The sequence below is a fragment of the Candidatus Manganitrophus noduliformans genome (assembly GCF_012184425.1).
In the GTDB taxonomy this organism is placed as follows: domain Bacteria; phylum Nitrospirota; class Nitrospiria; order SBBL01; family Manganitrophaceae; genus Manganitrophus; species Manganitrophus noduliformans.
In genome coordinates this window covers 44,658-61,219 of the sequence record NZ_VTOW01000006.1, presented here as the reverse complement: position 1 = coordinate 61,219, position 16,562 = coordinate 44,658, and the positions used below count along the sequence as shown (strand labels likewise).

At 57.6% G+C, this 16,562-nt stretch carries 16 protein-coding genes; 11 read left to right on the top strand and 5 right to left on the bottom strand.

Going from position 1 to position 16,562, the window contains the following annotated elements; all coding sequences use genetic code 11:
* Nucleotides 1–3: 3 nt before the first annotated feature.
* The 4 genes from MNODULE_RS21825 to alaC all read right to left on the bottom strand — a co-directional run bounded on the left by MNODULE_RS21825 (nt 4) and on the right by alaC (nt 4,954).
* A complete protein-coding gene (locus MNODULE_RS21825; RefSeq protein WP_168063313.1) occupies nt 4–1,209 on the bottom strand; it encodes a cofactor-independent phosphoglycerate mutase in 1,206 nt (401 codons plus the stop codon).
* A 94-nt stretch (nt 1,210–1,303) separates the two neighbouring features.
* Complete coding sequence (thrC, locus tag MNODULE_RS21820; protein ID WP_168063312.1) at nt 1,304–2,404, bottom strand: threonine synthase; 1,101 nt, start codon at nt 2,402–2,404, stop codon at nt 1,304–1,306.
* A complete protein-coding gene (locus MNODULE_RS21815; RefSeq protein WP_168063311.1) occupies nt 2,397–3,710 on the bottom strand; it encodes a homoserine dehydrogenase in 1,314 nt (437 codons plus the stop codon). The genes thrC and MNODULE_RS21815 overlap by 8 nt, the downstream gene beginning before the upstream one ends.
* A 71-nt stretch (nt 3,711–3,781) precedes the next feature.
* A complete protein-coding gene (gene alaC / locus MNODULE_RS21810) occupies nt 3,782–4,954 on the bottom strand; it encodes an alanine transaminase (protein ID WP_168063310.1) in 1,173 nt (390 codons plus the stop codon).
* A 325-nt stretch (nt 4,955–5,279) separates the two neighbouring features.
* On the opposite strand from alaC, the gene MNODULE_RS21805 reads away from it, so the two are divergent.
* From MNODULE_RS21805 to metF, 7 genes are all read left to right on the top strand, one after another.
* Nucleotides 5,280–7,382: a sensor domain-containing protein gene (locus MNODULE_RS21805; protein WP_168063309.1), complete on the top strand. Its 2,103-nt coding sequence runs from the start codon at nt 5,280–5,282 to the stop codon at nt 7,380–7,382.
* Between the two features lie 106 nt (nt 7,383–7,488).
* The gene (locus MNODULE_RS21800; protein ID WP_168063308.1) at nt 7,489–8,568 is read left to right on the top strand and encodes a cytochrome c peroxidase; all 1,080 of its coding nucleotides are present in this window, start codon (nt 7,489–7,491) and stop codon (nt 8,566–8,568) included.
* A gap of 101 nt (nt 8,569–8,669) precedes the next feature.
* Nucleotides 8,670–8,924: an allantoinase gene (locus tag MNODULE_RS21795; protein WP_168063307.1), complete on the top strand. Its 255-nt coding sequence runs from the start codon at nt 8,670–8,672 to the stop codon at nt 8,922–8,924.
* A gap of 42 nt (nt 8,925–8,966) precedes the next feature.
* Entirely contained in the window at nt 8,967–9,311 is a 345-nt protein-coding gene (locus tag MNODULE_RS21790) for a hypothetical protein (RefSeq protein ID WP_168063306.1), read from the top strand.
* Between the two features lie 87 nt (nt 9,312–9,398).
* Nucleotides 9,399–10,868, top strand: a complete 1,470-nt coding sequence (locus tag MNODULE_RS21785) for a protein adenylyltransferase SelO (protein ID WP_168063305.1) — start codon at nt 9,399–9,401, stop codon at nt 10,866–10,868.
* A gap of 16 nt (nt 10,869–10,884) precedes the next feature.
* Complete coding sequence (locus MNODULE_RS21780; RefSeq protein WP_168063304.1) at nt 10,885–11,193, top strand: HesB/IscA family protein; 309 nt, start codon at nt 10,885–10,887, stop codon at nt 11,191–11,193.
* Nucleotides 11,194–11,269: 76 nt separating this feature from the next.
* The gene (gene metF / locus MNODULE_RS21775; RefSeq protein ID WP_168063303.1) at nt 11,270–12,139 is read left to right on the top strand and encodes a methylenetetrahydrofolate reductase [NAD(P)H]; all 870 of its coding nucleotides are present in this window, start codon (nt 11,270–11,272) and stop codon (nt 12,137–12,139) included.
* Nucleotides 12,140–12,154: 15 nt separating this feature from the next.
* On the opposite strand, the gene MNODULE_RS21770 is transcribed toward metF, so the two are convergent.
* Entirely contained in the window at nt 12,155–12,721 is a 567-nt protein-coding gene (locus MNODULE_RS21770) for a class I SAM-dependent methyltransferase (protein ID WP_181071171.1), read from the bottom strand.
* Between the two features lie 195 nt (nt 12,722–12,916).
* Here MNODULE_RS21770 and MNODULE_RS21765 point away from each other — a divergent pair, with 195 nt between their 5' ends.
* The 4 genes from MNODULE_RS21765 to fusA all read left to right on the top strand — a co-directional run bounded on the left by MNODULE_RS21765 (nt 12,917) and on the right by fusA (nt 16,540).
* On the top strand, nt 12,917–13,558 hold the full coding sequence (locus MNODULE_RS21765; RefSeq protein WP_272953316.1) for an alpha/beta hydrolase: 642 nt from the start codon (nt 12,917–12,919) through the stop codon (nt 13,556–13,558).
* The gene (locus MNODULE_RS21760) at nt 13,555–13,923 is read left to right on the top strand and encodes a metallopeptidase family protein (RefSeq protein WP_181071169.1); all 369 of its coding nucleotides are present in this window, start codon (nt 13,555–13,557) and stop codon (nt 13,921–13,923) included. The genes MNODULE_RS21765 and MNODULE_RS21760 overlap by 4 nt, the downstream gene beginning before the upstream one ends.
* Nucleotides 13,924–14,162: 239 nt before the next feature.
* Nucleotides 14,163–14,369, top strand: coding sequence for a cold-shock protein (locus MNODULE_RS21755; protein ID WP_168063301.1), 207 nt, complete (start codon nt 14,163–14,165; stop codon nt 14,367–14,369).
* Nucleotides 14,370–14,443: 74 nt separating this feature from the next.
* A complete protein-coding gene (gene fusA, locus MNODULE_RS21750) occupies nt 14,444–16,540 on the top strand; it encodes an elongation factor G (protein WP_168063300.1) in 2,097 nt (698 codons plus the stop codon).
* Nucleotides 16,541–16,562: the final 22 nt, after the last annotated feature.

Here is a 16,562-nt window from a genome sequence, read left to right as displayed (position 1 = left end):
TGTTTATGCCCTTAAGAAATGCTCCATCAATCGATGGCCTTCGGGCCAGAAAATCGCGTTTCCGGCCGCGTCCCTCTCCGAGAAGGCGCGCTCTTCTTTTTTCCCGCCAAGCCCCCGGCAGAGGAGAAAGGGAACCGGATCGGCGACCGCGTCCCGTGTCGATACCGGCGTGGCGTGATCCGAGAGAAGAAGCAGCCGCCACGGCCCCTTCTCTTTCAGTTGAGAGAGCAACGGGCCGACGATCTGCCGATCGAAACGTTCGATCGCCTCCACCTTCAACTGCAGGTCGCCTGCATGCCCCGCCGCATCACACGCTTCGAAATGGAGATAGGCCAGATCGTGCGCGTCAAGCGCTTCGGAGGCCGCCTTCACCTTTGCCGCGTCGTCGCCGCCGGGGACATCAATGACCTTCATTCCCGTTTTCCGTCCCAAACCGCGCAGGAAATCGGCCTCCGAGATCACCGTACCGCGCTTCCCGAACCGTTCTGAGAAGGGGAGCAATTCGGCTTCTCGTCCCGGCCCCCAGAACCAGACGCCGTTGGCCGGCCGCTCCCCTCGCGCCATCCGCTCTTCGTTGACCGGATGGCCCAATAAAACGGTAAAGGCGCTCTGAACCAGCTTCTTTAAAATTCCCTTGTCGGCCCCGCGGGGAAAAACCGAGACGATCTCCTTGTCGATCAGCTTGTGAGGGGGGAGGCACTCCACCTTCGAGACGCCGTGGACCCACACCATCAGGTGCCGATATCCCTTCCCTGTATAAAACTGAATCTGATCGCTTCCGAGCAGATTGTTGAGCAGATCGATCAGCTCCCGGGCCTCTTCGTCGCCGATCTTCCCCGCCGTGGGGTCCTCTAAAAATACCCGGGCGGAGAGCTCGTTGAAGGCATATCCCTTCTGCCGGTCCCGAAGGGTCACGAGGTTGCATCGGAAGGCGACATCCCCTTCATTGAGCGAGACTTCCATCCCCGCCGACTCAAGCGCCCCTCTCCCGGGATAAAACCGGCGCGGGTCATAACCGAAGATCGACAGATGCGCGACATCGCTCCCCGGGACGAATCCATCCGGCGTCGTCCGGACCAGGCCGATTTCTCCGCAGGTCGCAAGGAGATCAATGTTGGGTGTTTTCGCCGCTTCAAGCGGCGTCCTCCCGCCGAGCGCTTCGATCGGCCGGTCGGCCATCCCGTCCGCAACCAAAACAACGTATTTCATTATTTGAAATCAGGTCCACTCGTAGGGGCGGACCGGTGTGTCCGCCCGATCCTCCAATGGAAAAAAGGGCGCACACGTCGGTGCGCCCCTACAATTAAAACCCCATGACCTTCAAAACATCATCCAGACGCGCCTTGACTGTCGTCGGCTTTTGCGCGATGCTCATCGAAAAGTCGGCATCTTTCAAGCCGTGGCCGGTCAACGTGCAGACGACCGTATCCCCCTTTTTAAAAAACCCCCGCTTGCTCAACTTGATTACGCCGGCCACCCCGGCGGCCGAGGCCGGCTCGCAGAAGAGCCCTTCCAAACCGGCGATCATCCGGTAGGCCTCGACGATTTCATCGTCGGTCACCAGGTTGATCTCCCCCTTCGATTCGGCCGCCGCCTCTACGGCCGATTTCCAACTGGCCGGGTTCCCGATGCGGATGGCGGTGGCGATCGTTCGGGGCTTCTCGACCACATGCCCGAGAACGATCGGCGCGGCGCCGGCGGCCTGAAAACCGATCATCTTCGGCAGGGTCGTCACCTTTCCACGATGATAATATTCCTGATAACCTTTCCAATAGGCGGTGATGTTGCCGGCGTTGCCGACCGGGAGAAAATGATAGGTCGGCGCCGTCTCCAAATGGTCGCAGATTTCAAAGGCCGCCGTCTTTTGCCCTTCAAGACGATACGGGTTGATGGAGTTGACCAGGGTGATCGGATATTTCCCGGCCACCTGTTTCACCAACTCCAACGCCTCATCGAAGTTCCCATCCACCTGAATCACCGTGGCCCGGTGGATCATCGCCTGGGCCAGCTTGCCGAGGGAGATCTTTCCCTCCGGGATCAAGACATACGCCTTCATCCCCCCCCGGGCGCTGTAGGCCGAGGCAGAGGCGGAGGTATTTCCGGTGGAGGCGCAGATGACCGCCTTCGCCCCCTCTTCCTTCGCCTTCGAGATCGCCAGCGTCATTCCCCGGTCTTTGAAGGAGCCGGTCGGGTTCTCCCCCTCGAATTTGAGATAGAGATCGATGTCGGCGTGCGCCGCCGCGGCGAGCCGAGGCGCCGGGATAAGCGGCGTGTTTCCCTCATGCAGCGTGATGACCGGCGTCCGGTCGGTGACCGGAAGGAATTCTCGGTAGGCTTCAATGATCCCGGGCCATCGCTTGCTCCCGGCGAAACCGCCTAACCGGCCTTTCGGGGCCTCACTCATCTTCCCCCTCCACACGAATCAGCACGGTCGGCTCCGAGACGTAATCCATCCGATTGATTTTAGAGAGCGCCTCTTGGACGTCCCTCTCCTTGGCGCGATGGGTCATCATCACCAGCGGGACATTCCCCCCCGCCTTTCTTCCCTGTTGGATGACCGACGAGATGCTGATCCGGTGTTTGCCCAGCACGCCGGAGATCTTGCTGAGAACCCCCGGACGATCTTCGGCCATGAACCGGAGATAGTAAAGGCTCTCGATCTCGTCCATCTGCTTGATCCGAAGCGCCGGCCGGGCCTCCGGCAGGAAGGAGGCCGGCGGGACCCGGCCGTTCGCCCCCTTCAAGATATTCCTGGAGATGTCGATCAAATCGCTGACCACCGCGCTCCCCGTCGGAAGACTTCCCGCCCCCCGCCCGTAAAAGAGCGCCTCTCCGATCGCTTCGCCGACAAGATAGACCGCGTTATGGACCCCGGCGACCCGGGAGAGGAGATACTCCTTGGGGATCATCGTCGGATGGACGCGGGCCTCGATCTCGCCGTCGGCCGCTTTCGCGATGGCGAGGAGCTTGATCTTGCAGCCGAACTCCTCTGCAAAAGCGATGTCGAGCGGCGTCACCTTATCGACCCCTTCCGTGTAGATCTCCTTGAGCGGAACCGCCGTCCCGAAGGCGAGGCAGGTTAAGATCGCAAGCTTGTGCGCCGAGTCGGCCCCGCCGATATCGAGGGTCGGGTCGGCCTCGGCATAACCGAGCCGCTGCGCCTCGGTCAGGACCTCGGAGAACTTCTTCCCCTCGTCGGTCATCTTCGTCAGGATGTAATTGCAGGTGCCGTTGACGATCCCATAAATCGCCGCGATCTTCTCGGCCGCCAGGCCTTCTTTGATCGCGTGGATGATCGGAATGCCGCCGCCGACGCTCCCCTCGAAGCCGACATCAACCCCCCGCTCCACCGCCGCGCGAAAGATCTCCTCCCCGTGGGCGGCGAGCAGCGCTTTGTTCGCAGTGACGACTTGTTTTCCCCGCCGGATCGCCTCCAGGAGGAACTGCCGCGCCGGATCATATCCTCCGATCAGCTCCACGACGATATCGATCTCGGGATGCCGGACGACCTTCATGGCATCGGTCGTCAGAACCCCCTTTGGAAGGGAGACCCCCCGGCTCCGTTTGACGTCGAGGTCGGCGATCTGAACGATTTCGATCGGACAGCCGAGCCGCCTTCGGATCAGCCCCTTCTGTTCGGTTAGAATCTTCACCGCGCCGGTGGCGACGGTCCCAAAACCGATAAAGCCGACTTTGATGGATGATTTCATAAATTCAGATGACGTTATCCGTTACGGCCATTGTAGGGGCGTATTGCAATACGCCCCTACCGTGCGAATATTCAACGTTCCTTCAGTATCTTCTTAATCCCCTGAATCGCCTGACGCGTCCGGTGTTCGTTCTCGACCAAGGCGAAGCGGACATGATCGTCGCCGTATTCTCCGAACCCGATCCCGGGAGCGACGGCAACCTTCGCCTCCGTCAAGAGAAGCTTGGAGAACTCGAGCGACCCCATCTGCCGGAACGGCTCCGGAATCTGCGCCCAGACAAACATCGTCGCCTTCGGCTTCTCAATTTTCCAGCCGATCCGGTTTAAGCCGTCGACCAGGACATTCCGCCGGCGGCGGTAGAGTTCCACCACCTCACCGACGCAATCCTGCGGTCCGTTCAGCGCGATGATCGCGGCGATCTGAACCGGTTGAAAGATCCCGTAGTCGAGATAGCTCTTCAGCTTGGTCAAGGCCCCGACCATCTCCCGGTTTCCGACGCAGAAGCCGACGCGCCATCCCGGCATGTTGTAGCTTTTTGAAAGGGTATAAAATTCGACGCCGACCTCCTTCGCCCCGGGCACCTGAAGGAAGCTCGGCGCTTTGTAGCCGTCGAAAACCAGATCGGCATAGGCCAGATCATGGACCACCAGAACCTGATTCTCGCGCGCGAAATCGACGATCTTCTTGAAGAAATCAAGCTCGACGACCTGCGTGGTCGGATTGTGCGGAAAGTTGATGATCAACATTTTCGGACGGGGCCAGGTTTGCTTGAAGGCGGTGATCATGTCCTCGAAAAAATCGCGCCCGGGCGCCAGCGGGATGGAGCGGACCTCCCCGCCGGCAATGACGACACTGTAGGGGTGGATCGGATAGGTCGGACTGGGAACCAGCACCACATCCCCCGGGCCGAGCGTCGCCAAAGCCAGATGCGAGATCCCTTCTTTGGAGCCGATGGTGACGATCGCCTCCGTGTCGGGATCGAGCTCCACTGCGTAATTCCGCTTATACCAGTCGGTGACCGCCAGCCGAAGCTTCGTGATCCCCTTTGAGGCGGAGTAGCGGTGGTTCTTTGAGTTTTCGAGCGCTTCGATGGCCTTTTCAACAATGTGCGTCGGGGTCGGCTGGTCCGGGTTTCCCATTCCGAAATCGATGATGTCTTCGCCCCGGCGGCGGGCGTCAATTTTCATGGCATTGACGACATTGAACACATACGGCGGCAGCCGCTTGATCCGTTGAAATTCCACCCCACCCTCTTCGAAAATAAGTTGAGAAATCGAACTGATTGAAATTTAACCATTCTATTTAAAAAGGCTTAGATTGTCAAACAAATAGCATGACCAGACCGGCACGACAGAACCGGCAGATCGGCCCTCTCCGGAGGGCCGTGGTGTATGGCATATGGCTCCTCAATTGACAGAAAATCAAGAGGTAGTAAACTAAAGGGGGTCGGATCCTGCAATGAATGGAAATCCCTGCTCTCTTAGTTGATTTCATTGGAGTTCCAGCGTTCACCCTTCGGAGGGAGTCCTCCGAAGAAGATCGACAAACAGAATTGACCGAGAAAACAGATTGAAGACAGAGAAGACGACCTCCCTCGATAAAGACTACGTCGACTCCATCGTCGATAGCATGATGAACGCCCTCATCGTGATCGATCCGGATGGTCTGATCAAAACGATTAACCGGGCGACCCGGAATCTGTTGAAGTATACCGAAGAGGAGCTCGTCGGCCGGCCGGTTGAGTTTATTTTCGCGGATGACTCCCCCTTCAAAGGAATGGGATCGGGTGTGTTCGAGAGCACCTATCTTTCGAAAGACGGGAGAAAAATCCCCGTTTTGATTTCCGGTTCCGTCATGAGGGACGCGGCGGGCCAGATCCAGGGAATCATTTCGCTGGCTCAGGATATAACGGAAAGGAAGAAATCGGAGGAGGCGCTGCGGGAAAGCCAGCGGGTTCTCTCCACGCTGATGGGCAATCTCCCGGGGATGGCCTATCGCTGCAAATATGACCCGGACCGGACGATGGAGTTTGCCAGCGAGGGAGCGTTGGAGTTGACCGGCTATTCTCCTTCCGACCTGATCGGAAACACGAAAATCTCTTTCGCGAAACTGGTCCATCCCGACGATCTGGAGCGGATTGAAGCGGACATCAAGACCGCTCTCAAGGAGAAACACTCATTCAAATTGGTCTATCGAATGGTGGATGCCGCTCAAAACGAGAAGTGGGTGTGGGAGCAAGGAATCGGGATCTTTGCGTCCAATGGGAAACTGCTGACCCTGGAAGGCTTCGTGATCGATATCACCGAGAGAAAACTCTCCGAAGAGCGTTTACAATACCTCGCCAATCATGATTCTTTAACCGGTTTGCCGAACCGGGCTTTATTTATGGAGCATCTCCGGCTGGCGTTGATGACGGCGAAGCGGCATCAACGGCTGGTGGCGGTTCTCTTTCTCGATCTCGATCGCTTCAAGCTCATCAACGACACACTCGGGCATGGTGTCGGGGATCTTCTCCTCAAAGGGGTTGCCGACCGGCTGAACATCTGCCTCCGCCGGACCGACACGGTCGCCCGTCTAAACGCCATGAACGGGACGGTTGCGCGCCTCGGCGGAGACGAATTCACCCTCTTGCTCACCGACATCGCCCAGACGCAAGATGTCCCGATCGTGGTCCAAAGGATCGTCAATATTTTTATGACCCCCTTCTTTATCGAGGGGCATGAGCTTTTTGTCACCCCCAGCATCGGGATCAGCCTCTACCCCAACGACGGCGACACCCCCGATAAGCTGCTGAGAAACGCCGACACCGCCCTTTATCGCGCGAAGGAACAGGGACGGAACAACTACCAGTTCTATCTTCCCGAAATGAACGCCAAGGTCTCCGAGCGGCTCGCCATGGAAAACTCCCTTCGGAAGGCGCTGGAGAAGAAAGAATTTCTTTTACACTACCAGCCTCAGGTCGATTTAAACACGGGAGCGATTGTCGGGATGGAGGCGCTGGTCCGCTGGCATCACGCCGAATCGGGGCTGATCTCCCCCGCGAAATTCATTCCGCTCGCCGAAGAGACCGGATTGATCCTCCCCATCGGAGAATGGGTGCTTCGCACCGCCTGCGCGCAGAACAAAGCATGGCAGGAGGCCGGCCTCCCGCCGATCCGGGTTGCGGTCAACCTTTCAGGACGCCAGTTCCAAAAGAAAAACTTGATCGAGACGGTCCGGCGGACCTTGACCGAAACCGGGCTTGACCCAGCGTACCTGGAGCTTGAATTGACCGAGAGCATCTTGATGCAAAAGCTGGAAATCATCACCTCGGTGCTCTCCGAGCTCGACGGCATGGGGATACAGATCTCCGTCGACGACTTCGGGACCGGCTACTCCTCGCTGAGTTATCTCAAGCGCTTTCCGATCTCCAACTTGAAGGTCGATCGCTCTTTTGTCAGCGATATCACAACCGATCCGGATGATGCCGCCATCACCAGCGCTATCATCAATATGGCCCATAGCCTTAAGCTGAAGGTCGTCGCGGAAGGGGTGGAAACGGCCGAGCAGCTCGCCTTCCTCCGATCGCTGAAGTGCGACCGCATGCAAGGCTACTTCTTCAGCCGTCCGCTGGCGGCGGAGGAGGCGACAAAGCTCCTGGTCGAGAAAAAAGGGGTCTCGTTTCCCTCGTAACGAATCATCCTTTCTGTTTGTCCCGAACATTCCGGCCTCATTCCACCTTGACAAGAAGCTGAACCGCCCCCTATAATCGGCCCGCTTTCTTGTTGAGGAGGATCGTGTGAAGAAAACAAAATACCGTTGGATCACTTTCGGGCTCATCATTTTCATGGTTTTCTTCCTGGGATGGGAGGCCCCGCTTCAGGCCCGCCCGAAGAAGAGCAACAAGTATCCTCCGGAGACCCTCTTCGATACCCTTCCGAATCCGCCGTTTCATCTCCATCCGCTCCTTGCGCCGTCGATTCCCCCCTACAATCTCCAAACCCCGGCCAAGGTAGAACTGGGGAAGATGCTCTTCTTCGATCCGCGGCTCTCGCGGGACAATACCGTCTCCTGCGCCACCTGCCATAACCCGGAACATGGCTTCTCGGATGCCCGGCCGGTGTCGGTCGGCATCGGCGGACAGAAGGGGACCCGGAACGCGCCGACGATCTTCAATGTCGCCTACAACAAAACACACTTTTGGGACGGCCGCGCAGGATCGCTCGAGGAACAGGCCCTGGGTCCAATCCAAAATCCGATCGAAATGGGGGAAGATTTAAACCGCCTCGTGCAAAAGCTGAACGCCGTTCCCGGATATGTCGAAGCCTTTAAAAAAGTTTTCGGAACCGGGGTGACGGCCGACGGCATCGCGCAAGCGATCGCCGCCTTCGAGCGGACGATTCTCTCCAACAACTCTCCCTTTGATCGGTTTATGGCGGGTGATGATAACGCATTGACCCCGACCGAACAGCACGGCATCCGGGTCTTTAACGAAAAAGGAAAATGCGTCACCTGCCACAACGGACCGAACTTTACCGACAACAAATTTCATCCGCTCGGCCTGCCGAAACGAGAGGGAATCCCCAACGACATCGGCCGCTACGCGATCACCCAGGACGAGGCGGAGAAGGAGCACTTCAAGACGCCGACCCTCCGCAACATCGCCCAGACCGCGCCTTACATGCACAACGGCATCTTCGCGACGCTGGAAGAGGTGGTCGAATTCTACGTCAAGGCGGAGCCGACCACCTCCCCCCGCCATCCGCTGCTCACCCCTCTGAGCCTTCTGACCGATCAGGACAAAAAGGCGCTGGTCGAATTCCTCAAATCGCTCACCGGCGAGCCGATCAACATCACCCCGCCGAAACTGCCGGAGTAGACAAGATCGATTCGAATCCCGTATGATTTGGAGCAGATCTTCTACCCGGGGTAATTGCGGGGAGCAGAGGCGTCCCCCACGAACGGAAGGACTTTCCCGAGATGGCCGATAAAAAAGAGAACGGAAAGAGAAAGCTGAAGATCGTCAAACCGGAGTACACCCTCACCTACGGAATTCGGCTCGACCCCGGAACCGCCCCGGAGCAAGTTCATCCGCATGTTCCGATCACCCTCCCCGATGGGACCGAAGGGGAAATGCCGCTGCATGTGATGAATGGCAGCCTGGCGGAGATCCGAAGGCAACTTCACGAAAGCATCGACGCTTATTTTGAGATTTATCAGGAACGGGGCGAGTAATCATCGGGGAAGAAGGTTCTCCCGCTCCATAAGGAGATCGCCATGAGACGGATGACGGTTCTGTTTATAATCGGGTTGGCCCTCCTCCTCGGGCCCTGGAACGCGCATGCCCGTGATAGACGGGTTTACGTCGGCGTCGGCGTCGGCACCGCCGTCGCGATCGGCGGCGGCATTGTCTCGTTTAATATCGGATACAGCCAGCAAGTCAACAAACAGAAGCCGGAATCTTCATTACCCGGAACGGATCAACCGCCGGCGCTGGCCGAACTAAAACGCAAAGGGGAAGATGCGGCGCCCCACAGCTTGACCGACTTTGAAGTCAGATCCCAGTCTGCCTCTCCACAGCCTCTCCGGATCGAACTCCCCTTTTTCATCCTCCGATGGTAACGCAAAAAAATTTGATCGAGCGAACGACCTTTACAAACCGTCGCGCCGCTGATGTATAATGTCTTTGGGAGATTGCTTTAGGATTTCATGAGAACACTTGAAACACTTCATTTTGATAATTCCTTCGCGCGCCTTCCCGCCGCGTTCTACTCCCGCCTCTCTCCGACGCCGCTCCCCGACCCCTACCTCGTCCACTTCAATGCGGATGCGGCGGGGTTGATCGAGCTTAATCCCAATGAAGGAGGGCGTCCGGAGTTCGTCGGCTATTTTGCGGGCAATCAGCTCCTCCCGGGGAGCGAGCCGCTCGCCATGCTTTACTCCGGCCACCAGTTCGGCGTCTATGTCCCGCAGCTGGGAGATGGGAGGGCGATCCTGCTCGGCGAAGTTCGAACCCGATCCGGGGAGCGGTGGGAGCTGCAATTGAAAGGCGCCGGCCGCACCCCCTACTCCCGCGACGGCGACGGCCGCGCCGTTCTCCGCTCCACCATTCGCGAATACCTCTGCGGCGAGGCGATGCATGGGCTTGGAATTCCGACCACCCGCGCCCTCTCCATTGTCGGGAGCGATCAGAAGGTCTTCCGGGAGACGGTGGAGACCGCCGCGGTTTTGCTGCGCCTCGCCCCCTCCCATGTCCGTTTCGGCTCGTTCCAGATTTTTTATTATCGCCGCCAGCACGAGCATCTCCAGACCCTCGCCGATGATGTCATTGCCCATCACTTCCCCGAATTGGCGGAAAAGAAGGAAAGGCACGCCCTCTTTCTGACGGAGGTCGTCTTTCGGACCGCCCGGTTGATGGCGGAATGGCAGGCGGTGGGATTCGCCCACGGGGTGATGAACACCGACAACATGTCGATCCTGGGACTGACATTCGACTACGGCCCTTACGGGTTCATGGAAGCGTACGATCCCGGCTTCGTCTGCAATCACTCCGATCACATCGGCCGGTATGCCTTCCATCGCCAGCCGCAGATCGGCCTTTGGAACTTAAGCGCCCTGGCGCAGGCCCTCTCGCCGCTGATCTCGAAAGAAGCGGCATCGGAAGCGCTCGATCAATACGAGCCGGTCTTCAACGCGCACTACATCACACGGATGGCGCGGAAGCTGGGATTCAAAGAATTTCAGAGCGGGGACGCCCCCCTCTTGGTCGACCTGCTCGCTCTCCTTCAGGCCAACCGGATCGACTATACAAATTTCTTTCGCGCCTTGGGGAATTTCAAGCAGGCCCCCGGAGAAAAAAACGCCGATCTTCGTGATCGGTTCATCGATGCGGCGGCTTTCGATGCCTGGGCCGAACGTTACCGGGCCCGATTGCTTGCCGATGGAGCGCGGGATGAAGAGCGAAAAAACGCGATGGATCGGGTCAACCCCAAATATATTCTTCGCAACTATCTGGCGCAGACCGCCATCCAGAAGGCCACCCTGGAACGGAACTACACCGAGATCGATCGGCTGCTGACACTCCTCAAGCGCCCCTTCGACGAGCAGCCGGATCAAGATCATTACGCCGCCCCGCCGCCGGAGTGGGCAAAGGGAATTCAAGTCAGCTGCTCGTCATAATCGGACTCAGAGATCGATGATTCAGATCACCCCCGAAGCACGGAAAAAATTGAACGCACTCATTGTCGCGCATCCGGCCGATCCGGTCGTTCGGCTGACGGTGAAGAACCGAGATGACGGGCACCTCCTTTTTAGAATCGTCCTCGTTTCAAGCCCCGAAGAAGAAGACGAGGTCCAAGACCATGACGGCTTGACTGTTGCGATCGAAGCCAAAAGCGCCCGCCGGATGGATGGGGTGACGCTCGATTATCAGGAGCCGGGCGGATTCAAATTTCATCATCCGGAATCGAAGGAGCCCGGTATCCGTCTGATCCCGCTCAATTGATCTCCCCATTTTTTTTCTTCCAGTTTTTTGAATCTTCGTTTAAGATAATAACGATGCTTTCGGAGTGGTTCATCAGGTGAAAATCCCAGCTTATTTTGAATCGGGCCGTCCGATTTTCTCATTCGAGTTCTTTCCGCCGAAAACGGAAGAAGGGGTGGAACATCTTTTCCGGACCATCGGCGAATTGAAGGCGCTGGCGCCGGCGTTTGTCTCCGTCACCTATGGCGCAGGGGGAAGCAACCGCCAGCGAACGGTCGAGGTGGTCAAGCGGATCAAGGGAGAACACGGCGTCGAGGCGATGGCGCATCTCACCTGCGTCGGATCGGACCGGGACGAGATTGATCGGGTCCTCGGTCAACTCAAAGAGGCGGGGATCGAGAACGTTCTTGCCCTTCGGGGCGATCCGCCCAAAGGGGAAGCGACCTTTACCCGGACCGCCGACGGGTTCTCCTACGCCTACGAATTGGTCGCCTATATACGCAAACGTCATCACTTCTCGATTGGAGGCGCTTGTTATCCGGAGGGGCACGTCGAGTGCCGCGACCTCGACAAAGACCTCGGCCACCTGAAGACCAAGGTCGATACCGGGCTTGATTTCATCATTACCCAGCTCTTCTTCGACAACCGATGTTATTTTGATTTTGTAAAGAGGGCCCGGGCGATCGGAATCGGCGTCCCGATCCTCCCCGGCATCATGCCGATCACCAACGTCGGCCAGGTGAAGCGCTTCACGGAGATGTGCGGCGCGTCGATTCCCGCATCCCTTCTCTGCGAACTGGAGGCCGTTCAGGACGATCCGGCGGCCGTGATGGCGCTCGGAATCGGGCACGCGGCGACGCAATGCCGCGAGCTCCTCTCCAACGGCGCCCCCGGAATCCACTTCTATACCCTGAACAAGTCACCCGCCACGCGCGCCATCCTTCGATCACTTTCGGACCTTCGGTAAAGCAATCCTTCTCGGTTAAGATTTCTCGGCCGTCCCCCGATAGAAATAACCGGCGATTCTCGGCGCCCCCGCCAGATAAAACCGATCGAGCCGGACGACCTTGAAGTGTTTTCCAATAAGGAGATGGATCTCTCGATTCAGATGGCAGCCGTCCGCGAACGTCTGACTCAATGGGGTGAACCGATGCTGCCACCTCTGAATTTTCGGCTCATCACTAAGGCCATGTTCCAGGAAGGAGAAGCGCCCTCCCGGCTTGAGGACCCGATGGATTTCGCGAAGCGCCTGGTCGACTTTCGGGATGCTGCAGAGGGTCCAGGTGCTGACGGCGGCATCGAATGAGCCGTCCGAAAACGGAAGCCGTTCGGCATCGAGCAGCCGGGTCTCTACGGGAATCGGGGAGGCGGCGATCCGCTTCTTTGCCAGCGCATTCATGCCGGGATTGGGATCGACCGTCGTAAGCTTCTTTACCCCCGGCGGATAATGCGGGAGATTCAGCCCCGTCCCGAATCCGATCTCCAGAACTTCCCCGCGAAGATCGGCGAGAAGGGTACGCCTCAATTCGGATAGATCGTCCCGGCGCATCGCGAAATCAAGGAGCCTTGGGAAAATGACGCGCGAATAAAAACCGATGTTCCACCTCCTGGGAAATTCTCAATTGAAATGAAAGGCCCGTCCTGATATCGTCTTTGAGGAGAACCCGACGCGGACAATGGAGCGCTTCGTTCGAATATAGTCCGGGTCTGAGATCGATTCAAGCGCGAGAGGAAAAAGACACCGATGCCGAACCGCCTTGAACGGCACGAGAAAGCTCCATCAGGGAGGTTTGAAGGATGCGTGATCACATTGCACGGCCGCGGCACCACGGGGGAAGATCTGATCCCGCTGGCCGATGAGATCGCGCTTCCCGGAATACGCTGGATTTTCCCCGACGCCCCGTTCCCCTTTCCCGACGACTTCGGCGGACGGATGTGGTACACCTCCCCGCCGCAGGGCCAATCGGGAATTTTGGAAAGCCGCCGTTTGCTCTTCGATCTCTTGGATACGCTAATGACCCGGGAGGGAATTCCCTCCGACCGGATCGCGTTGATCGGTTTTTCACAGGGGGCGGTGATGAGTCTCGACGTCGGCCTTCGTTATCCCCAACCGCTTGCGGCGATGATTGCGCTCAGCGGTTATCTTGCCTCTCCAGAAAAGCTTACTGCCGAGAAATCACCTGCCTCTATAAAGACCCCGATCCTCCTCGTGCATGGGACGATGGATGAGGTGGTTCCGGTGGACGGATCCCGAAAAGCACACACGGTCCTCGTGAAGGAAGGGTATCAGCCTCGACTGGAGGAGTATCCGATGGGACACCAAGTCATTCCGGAGGAGATCCAACTGATCGGGGATTTTTTAAAAACTCAATTGAGGATCTCGTGACAAAGAAATCGTTTGAAGGGCTTGTCCGAAAAGCAATCGACCGGATTCCGTCCGAATTTCAGGCGGCGATGAAAAACATCGCCATCCTCATCGAGGATTGGCCCGGTCCGGAGGCCGAGGATCTGATCGACGATGATCCGGAGGGAGCCCTCTACGGTTTTTATCAGGGAATCCCGCTTCCGGAGCGGACCGTCGATGACTCCGGAATGCTCCCGGACATAATCTACCTTTACCGCAAACCGCTTGAGGAAGATTTTCCCGACCCGGAAGAGCTCATCCGGGAGATTGAGATCACGCTGGTCCACGAGATCGCCCACTATTTCGGGTTCGATGAAGAGATCCTCGCGCGTTACGGATATGATTGAAGATGGGGAGATGCATGCCTCTCCCTGCGTCGCGACCGAATTTCCTATTGACGCAATCGGCTCGTTATGATATATAAGAGGCAGTCCATTGTAAAAGTTGAACAGAATCCATCGGAAGCTGCAGCCTTTTACAACACGCTGCAGCTTTTTTATTGAAGACTGATTAAAACTAAAGTAAGCAGTGGGCGTTCCGCCAGCGAAGGGCTGGCATAATAACACCAGTTGGAGAAGCACCTAAAATGATCAAAGGAACCGTGAAGTGGTTTAACGGCAGCAAGGGCTATGGGTTTATCACACGTGAAGATGGACAAGGCGATGTCTTCGTCCACTTTACCGCGATTGTGGGCGACGGCTACCGCTCCCTCGAAGAGGGAAACGCGGTGGAATTCGAAGTGACCCAAGGCCAAAAAGGGCCGCAAGCCACCAACGTCAAACTCGTTTCCTAAGACAGAAACCTTTTTGACCCAAGGGCACCCCGCCGGATTCTGTTCCGGCGGGGTGTTTCATGTGAGGAGCAATCATGGCAAGCATCAGTCAAGTTCGAAATATCGGCATTTCAGCGCACATCGATTCCGGTAAGACGACTCTGACAGAACGGATACTTTATTACACCGGGAAGATCCATCGAATCGAAGAGGTCCGGGGAAAATCGGGCGTCGGCGCGAAGATGGACTCCATGGAACTCGAGCGGGAGAAGGGGATCACTATCCAGTCGGCCGCCACCTATTGCACCTGGAAGGACAATGTCATCAACATCATCGATACGCCGGGCCACGTCGATTTCACGATCGAGGTGGAACGGGCGCTTCGGGTGTTGGACGCGGCGATCCTGGTTCTCTGCGGCGTCTCCGGCGTGCAGAGCCAGTCGATTACCGTCGACCGGCAAATGCGCCGGTACAAGATTCCGCGGATCGCCTTCATCAACAAACTGGATCGATCTGGAGCGGATCCGTTCCGCGTGATCAAGCAGCTGCGTGAGAAGCTGGGCCATAACGCCCATGCCATCACGATGCCGATCGGCGCCGAACACGATTACCAAGGTACGATCGATCTGACCAATATGAAAGCCTATTACTTCGACGGCGACAACGGCGAGAATATTCGGGAAGAAGCGATCCCGGAGGCGCTCAAAGAGCGGGCCGAAAGCCTGCGCCATGACCTGATCGAAGCGATGGCTGATTTTGACGATGCCATTGCCGAGAAATTCTTGGAAGAAAAGCCGGTCTCGACCGAGGAACTCCGAAAGGCAATCCGGAAATCGACAATCGCGCTTCAATTCATCCCGGTCATGATGGGCTCCGCCTTCAAAAATAAAGGGGTTCAACTGCTCCTCGATGGGATCGGCTACTATCTCCCCGATCCGACGGAGGTCACCAATGTGGCCCATGATCAGGACAATAATGAGGCAAAAGTGGTCCTGGAGAGCCGTTCGGACAAACCGCTGGTGATGCTGGCCTTTAAGCTCGAAGATGGGCGGTACGGCCAGTTGACCTATACCCGCCTCTACCAGGGCAAGCTCAGCAAAGGAGATGTCATTCATAACTCGACGAACGGGAAGAAGATCCGCGTTTCCCGTTTGGTCCGGATGCATGCCGATGAGATGCACGATATCGACAGCGCCGAAGCGGGCGATATCTGCGCCATGTTCGGCGTCGATTGCGCCTCCGGCGACACCTTCACCGACGGCACGGTTCGATACACGATGACCTCGATGCATGTCCCCGACGCCGTTATCTCCCTGGCGGTCTGGCCGAAGGACAAAGCCGGCGCCGGGAACTTCTCCAAAGCGCTCAACCGCTTTACGCGTGAAGATCCGACGTTCCGGGTGCACCGGGACGAGGAGAGCGCCCAGACGATCATTTCCGGAATGGGCGAGTTGCACCTCGACATTTATATGGAGCGGATCAAGCGGGAGTACGGCTGCGAGGTCCAAAACGGTCAACCACAGGTCGCCTATCGGGAGACGGTTTCACAACGGGCCGACTTCGTCTACACCCATAAGAAACAGACCGGCGGCTCCGGCCAGTTCGCCAAGATCGGTGGCTACATCGAGCCCCTTCCGTCCGACGCGGTCGAAACATTCGAGTTCGTCGATGATATCAAGGGGGGGGCGATTCCCCGCGAATTCATCCCGGCTTGTGAAAAAGGCTTCCGCGAGCAGGTCAAAACCGGCACGTTGATCGGATTCCCGGTGGTCGGGGTCCGGGTCGTCATCAACGACGGCGCCTCCCACCCGGTCGACTCCTCCGAAATGGCCTTTAAGATCTGCGCCATGGCGGCGTTCCGCGAGGCCTATCCTCAGGGAAGACCGGTCATCCTGGAGCCGATCATGAAGCTCGGGTGTGAAGCGCCGACCGAATTTCAGGGGGGCGTCATGGGGCTGATCAATCAGCGGCGCGGGATCATCACCGGAACGCAGAGCAACGACAGCTTCGTCCAGATTGAAGCCGAAGTTCCCCTCTCCGCGATGTTCGGCTTCTCGACCGATCTGCGCAGCGGCACCCAGGGAAAAGGAGAATTCACAATGGAATTCCTCAAATACGCCCCGGTGCCGAGACAGATCTCCGATGAGCTGATCAAAGCCTACCAAGCGAAACGGGCCGAAGAGCGAAAATAAGAAAACAGCAATAAAAAACACG

Bases quoted from the DNA above. Each gene is read 5' to 3' on its own strand.
- MNODULE_RS21780 (WP_168063304.1), top strand. From the start codon at position 10,885: ATGATTCAGATCACCCCCGAAGCACGGAAAAAATTGAACGCACTCATT.
- MNODULE_RS21770 (WP_181071171.1), bottom strand. From the start codon at position 12,721: ATGCGCCGGGACGATCTATCCGAATTGAGGCGTACCCTTCTCGCCGAT.
- fusA (WP_168063300.1), top strand. From the start codon at position 14,444: ATGGCAAGCATCAGTCAAGTTCGAAATATCGGCATTTCAGCGCACATC.
- MNODULE_RS21825 (WP_168063313.1), bottom strand. From the start codon at position 1,209: ATGAAATACGTTGTTTTGGTTGCGGACGGGATGGCCGACCGGCCGATC.
- thrC (WP_168063312.1), bottom strand. From the start codon at position 2,404: ATGAGTGAGGCCCCGAAAGGCCGGTTAGGCGGTTTCGCCGGGAGCAAG.
- MNODULE_RS21795 (WP_168063307.1), top strand. From the start codon at position 8,670: ATGGCCGATAAAAAAGAGAACGGAAAGAGAAAGCTGAAGATCGTCAAA.
- MNODULE_RS21785 (WP_168063305.1), top strand. From the start codon at position 9,399: ATGAGAACACTTGAAACACTTCATTTTGATAATTCCTTCGCGCGCCTT.
- MNODULE_RS21755 (WP_168063301.1), top strand. From the start codon at position 14,163: ATGATCAAAGGAACCGTGAAGTGGTTTAACGGCAGCAAGGGCTATGGG.
- MNODULE_RS21765 (WP_272953316.1), top strand. From the start codon at position 12,917: ATGCCGAACCGCCTTGAACGGCACGAGAAAGCTCCATCAGGGAGGTTT.
- MNODULE_RS21815 (WP_168063311.1), bottom strand. From the start codon at position 3,710: ATGAAATCATCCATCAAAGTCGGCTTTATCGGTTTTGGGACCGTCGCC.
- MNODULE_RS21790 (WP_168063306.1), top strand. From the start codon at position 8,967: ATGAGACGGATGACGGTTCTGTTTATAATCGGGTTGGCCCTCCTCCTC.